Source organism: Phaeobacter sp. (assembly GCF_022825805.1).
GTDB lineage: Bacteria > Pseudomonadota > Alphaproteobacteria > Rhodobacterales > Rhodobacteraceae > Phaeobacter.
In genome coordinates this window covers 1-4,371 of the sequence record NZ_JAJDWC010000156.1, presented here as the reverse complement: position 1 = coordinate 4,371, position 4,371 = coordinate 1, and the positions used below count along the sequence as shown (strand labels likewise).

The 4,371-nt window shown below is 58.9% G+C and carries 3 protein-coding genes and 2 pseudogenes; 1 reads left to right on the top strand and 4 read right to left on the bottom strand.

All coding sequences use genetic code 11. From position 1 onward, the window contains the following. Positions 1-138 (top strand): annotated as a pseudogene (locus Q0C28_RS17455) (IS5/IS1182 family transposase); the annotation flags it as partial. A gap of 19 nt (positions 139-157) precedes the next feature. Here Q0C28_RS17455 and Q0C28_RS17450 read toward each other — a convergent pair. The 4 genes and pseudogenes from Q0C28_RS17450 to Q0C28_RS17810 all read right to left on the bottom strand — a co-directional run. After that, positions 158-2,359: a 3-hydroxyacyl-CoA dehydrogenase NAD-binding domain-containing protein gene (locus Q0C28_RS17450; protein WP_293577723.1), complete on the bottom strand. Its 2,202-nt coding sequence runs from the start codon at positions 2,357-2,359 to the stop codon at positions 158-160. Between the two features lie 23 nt (positions 2,360-2,382). Next, a complete protein-coding gene (locus Q0C28_RS17445; RefSeq protein ID WP_293577722.1) occupies positions 2,383-3,594 on the bottom strand; it encodes an acetyl-CoA C-acetyltransferase in 1,212 nt (403 codons plus the stop codon). A 10-nt stretch (positions 3,595-3,604) separates the two neighbouring features. After that, positions 3,605-4,243: a glutathione S-transferase family protein gene (locus Q0C28_RS17440; protein ID WP_293577720.1), complete on the bottom strand. Its 639-nt coding sequence runs from the start codon at positions 4,241-4,243 to the stop codon at positions 3,605-3,607. Then, a pseudogene (locus tag Q0C28_RS17810) lies at positions 4,244-4,371 on the bottom strand (IS630 family transposase); the annotation flags it as partial.

Below are 4,371 nucleotides of genomic sequence, written 5' to 3'. Positions count from 1 at the left end.
GAGCGGTTCTTTGGCAGGCTGAAAGCCTCGTTCCGTCGCATCGCAACCCGATACGAAAAGACGTCACGCAATTTCCTGTCGATGATCAAACTGGCATCCGTCAGACTGTGGATCGAGTTTTATGAGTCGGCTGCCTAGCTTAGGAGCAATCGCGTGGTTAGGCAGCGTTGGCCTTATCCGGGTTGAACCGCCCATAAAAGCTCTGCCCTTTATCGGCCATCTCCCGCAGAAGCGGCGGACAGGCGAAGCGTTCGCCAAACTTTTCGCTCAGCTGATCGCAGCGCTCAGCCGCATACGGTGTGCCGATGATATCCAGCCAGCTCAGCGGGCCGCCGGACCATGGCGCAAAGCCCCAGGCCAGGATCGCACCAACATCGCCCTCGCGGATGTCCATCAACACCCCTTCTTCGAGTGCGCGCACAGCCTCCAGCACCTGGGCGAACATCAGACGTTCCTGCACTTCGATCAGGTCGGGCTGTTCATCGGCGAGAGGATATTTCTCCTGCATGCCCTTCCAGTACTCGACGCGCTTGCCCTTTTCGTCATAGTCGAAAAAGCCGGCGTTCGACTTGCGCCCCAAACGGCCCTGTTCTTCCATCCAGAAAATCAGGTCATCGGCCGCGCTCTCGGGATAGGCGTCGCCCATCGCAGCCTTGGTGGCGCGGGCGATTTTTGCGCCCAGATCGATGGATGTCTCATCCGTCAGCTGGATCGGCCCCACCGGGAAGCCCAATTGCCGAGCCGCATTGTCGATCAGCGCGGGTGCAACGCCTTCTGTGATCATACGGGCGCCTTCGTTGACATAGGGGATGATGCAGCGGTTGCAGTAGAAGAAGCGCGCATCATTCACAACGATCGGTGTCTTGCGGATCTGGCGCACATAGTCGAGCGCCTTGGCCACCGCGCGGTCCTCGGTTTTTTCGCCCTTGATGATCTCCACCAGGAACATTTTCTCCACCGGCGAGAAGAAGTGAATGCCGATGAATTGCTCCGGCCGCACCGACGCCTCTGCCAGGCCGGTGATCGGCAGGGTGGAGGTGTTGGACGCAAAGATGCAGTCCTCTGGAATGATCGCCTCAACCTTCTTGGTCATTTCGGCCTTCACAGAGGGATCTTCGAACACGGCCTCAATGATCAGATCGCAGCCTTTCAGCTGGTCCAGATCAGGGGTGGCCGTGATGCGCGACAACAGTGCTTCTTTTTTCTCTTCGGTGGCTTTGCCGCGTTTGATGCCCTTGTCCATGTAGGACGCGGAATAGGCCTTGCCCTTGTCAGCGGCCTCCTGATCGCGGTCAATCAGCACGACGTCCATACCAGCTTGCGCCGATACCAGCGCGATGCCAGCGCCCATCATGCCAGCGCCCAGAACACCGATCTTCTTCACGGACTGATCTTCGATACCTGCAGGGCGCACCGCGCCTTTTTCCAGCGCCTCTTTGTTGAGGAACAGCGAGCGGATCATTGCCTCGGAGGAGGGGTTCATCAACACATGGGTGAACCAGCGGGCTTCGACCTTCAGCGCGGTGTCAAAGGGCACGATTGCCCCCTCATAGACCGCGCTCAGCAGGGCTTTGGCCGCAGGGAAGGCACCAAATGTTTTGCCATGCACCATGGCCGAGGCCCCAAGGAAGGTCATGAACCCGGACGGGTGATAGGGCGCGCCACCGGGCATTTTGTAACCCTTCTGATCCCAGGGCTTCACGATATCGGCGTCTGTGGCCTCCAGCACCCAGGCCCGCGCCGCGGCAACGGGATCTTCGGCAACTTCGTCAATCAGACCGGCAGATTTCGCCTTTTTCGGGTCCAGCAGCTTGCCTTCCAGCAGGTAGGGCGCGGCGGCCATTGCGCCCAGTTTGCGCACCAGACGCGTGGTGCCACCTGCGCCCGGGAAAATCCCAACCATGATTTCCGGCAGGCCGATCTTGGCCTTTGGGTTGTCAGCGGCAAAGATGCGGTGGGTCGACAGCGGCAACTCCAGGCCGATACCCACGGCGGTGCCGGGCAGGGCGGCGGCAATGGGTTTGCCACCTTTGTTGGTCTTTGGGTCCATGCCTGCGCGCTCGATTTTGCGCAGCCCCGCGTGCATCTGCATGATGCCTTCGAACAGGCCACGGGCCGGATCGTCCCCGGCATCCTCTTTCATCTTGGCCAGCACGTTCAGATCCATGCCACCGGCAAAGTCTTTCTTTGCTGAGGTGAGGACGATGCCTTTGACCGCATCATCGGCCAGCGCGTCATCGATCAGCCCATCGAGATCCAGCATCGCTTGCGTGTTGAGCACGTTCATGGTCTTGCCGGGGCAATCCCAGACGATGGTTGCGACGCCGTCGGCGTCTTTTGTCAGTGTGAAATCAGACATTTCTTTTCTCCCAGACGCCTTGGTCAAACACGTTCGATGATGGTGGCAGCACCCATGCCGGAGCCAATGCAAAGTGTCGCCAGACCGGTTTCGCGATCAGAACGTTCCATTTCGTCGAGCAGCGCGCCAAGGATCATGGCGCCGGTCGCACCGAGCGGATGGCCCATGGCGATGGATCCGCCGTTCACATTGACCTTGTCGTGGTCGACATTAAAGGCCTGTTCAAAGCGCATCACCACGCTGGCGAAGGCTTCGTTCACTTCAAAGAGGTCGATATCTCCGATCTCCATGCCGGTGTCGCGCAGGATCTTTTCGGTCACTGGTACTGGCCCGGTGAGCATGATGGTCGGGTCAGTGCCAATTTTGGCTGTGGCTTTGATGCGGGCGCGGGGTTTCAGCCCCATCGCGTCACCAAACGCCTTGTCGCCAATCAACAGGGCGGCCGCGCCATCGACGATCCCGGATGAGTTGCCCGCGTGGTGGATGTGATGGATCCGCTCCAGATGGGGGTATTTCAGCATGGCAATCTTGTCGAAGCCGGGCATCTGCTCGCCCATCATCTGGAACGATGGGTTCAAGCCACCAAGGGATTGCATATCCGTGCCGGGGCGCATGTATTCGTCATGGTCGAGGATGGTCAGGCCATTGATATCACGCACGGGGACGATGCTCTTCGCAAAGCGGTTGTCGTCCCAGGCGGCTTTGGCCCGGCGCTGTGATTCCACGGCCATTTCGTCTGCCGCATCGCGGGAAAAGCCGTATTCCGTTGCGATGATATCGGCAGAGATGCCCTGAGGCACGAAGTAGTTGTCGATGGCAATCGAAGGATCCACAGCGATTGCCCCGCCATCCATGCCCATGGGCACGCGGCTCATGGATTCGACGCCACCCGCGATATAGGCCTGGCCAGCGCGCCCGCGCACCTGGTTTGCCGCCATATTCACGGCCTCCAATCCAGAGGCGCAGAAGCGGTTGATGGAAACGCCGGGGATCGATTCATCAAGATCAGAGGCTAAAACCGCCGTTCGGGCCAGACAGGCACCTTGTTCACCGACCTGTGTGACGTTGCCCCAGATCACATCTTCGACTGCATGTCCTTCGAGGCCATTGCGCTCTTTCAGGGCGTTCAATGTCACTGCCGACAAACGCGCTGCCGTGACTTCATGCAAGGCGCCGTCTTTGCGGCCTTTGCCGCGCGGCGTGCGCACTGCGTCATAGATATATGCTTCGCTCATCGAGATCTCCTCAGGCTCGGTCCGACGGGTTGCCGGGCATCAGGTCGTAGGGGGCTTTCCAGCCGGGTTGCGCGCTTAGCCGGGACAGCCAGGCGTCGATATTGGGCCATTCGCTGCGGTCAAATCCGAAAGGCTCCGGGTAATAGAGATAAGAACAACATGTCAGATCTGCATTGCTCAGAGCGTCGCCAACGATCCATCCACGGCCCTCTAGGTGGACATTCAAAATGCCGTAAGCCGCCCGCAAACGCCCCTGAAGAAAGCCAATCACCTCCTGGGGGCGTTTGTCTTCGGGCAGGAAGTTCATCAGGAATCGGCACAGGCCAGCATTGGACGACAGCTTATGGTTGTCCCACAGCTGCCAGCGCAGGATTTCACGAGCGTCTTCAGGGGTCTGTCCACCAAAGTGGCCGTAGGTGTCGGAAAGATAGGTCTGAATAACGCCAGATTGGCTCAATGTGAGGTCGCCATCTTGTAGAACCGGGCATTCACCCATCTCGTTGACCTCGGCGCGAAACGCCTCTCCGCGGGTGGTGCCGTTGAAGAAATCGACATAGACCGGTTCCCAGTCCAGACCCGCCAGCTCAAGTGCCAGAGCGGCCTTGTAGGAATGGCCGCTTTCACCAAAACAATGAAGTTTATACCGCACTCACCCCAAAACCCGAAATTTTTCGTGTGTTATGACCCTGAAGTTGTCTGAGACCTGATCTCGGAATGTTTTCCACTCTTTGGGGATGGTTTCGCGGAAGAATCTCAGGATCGCATCGGCGAATTGCT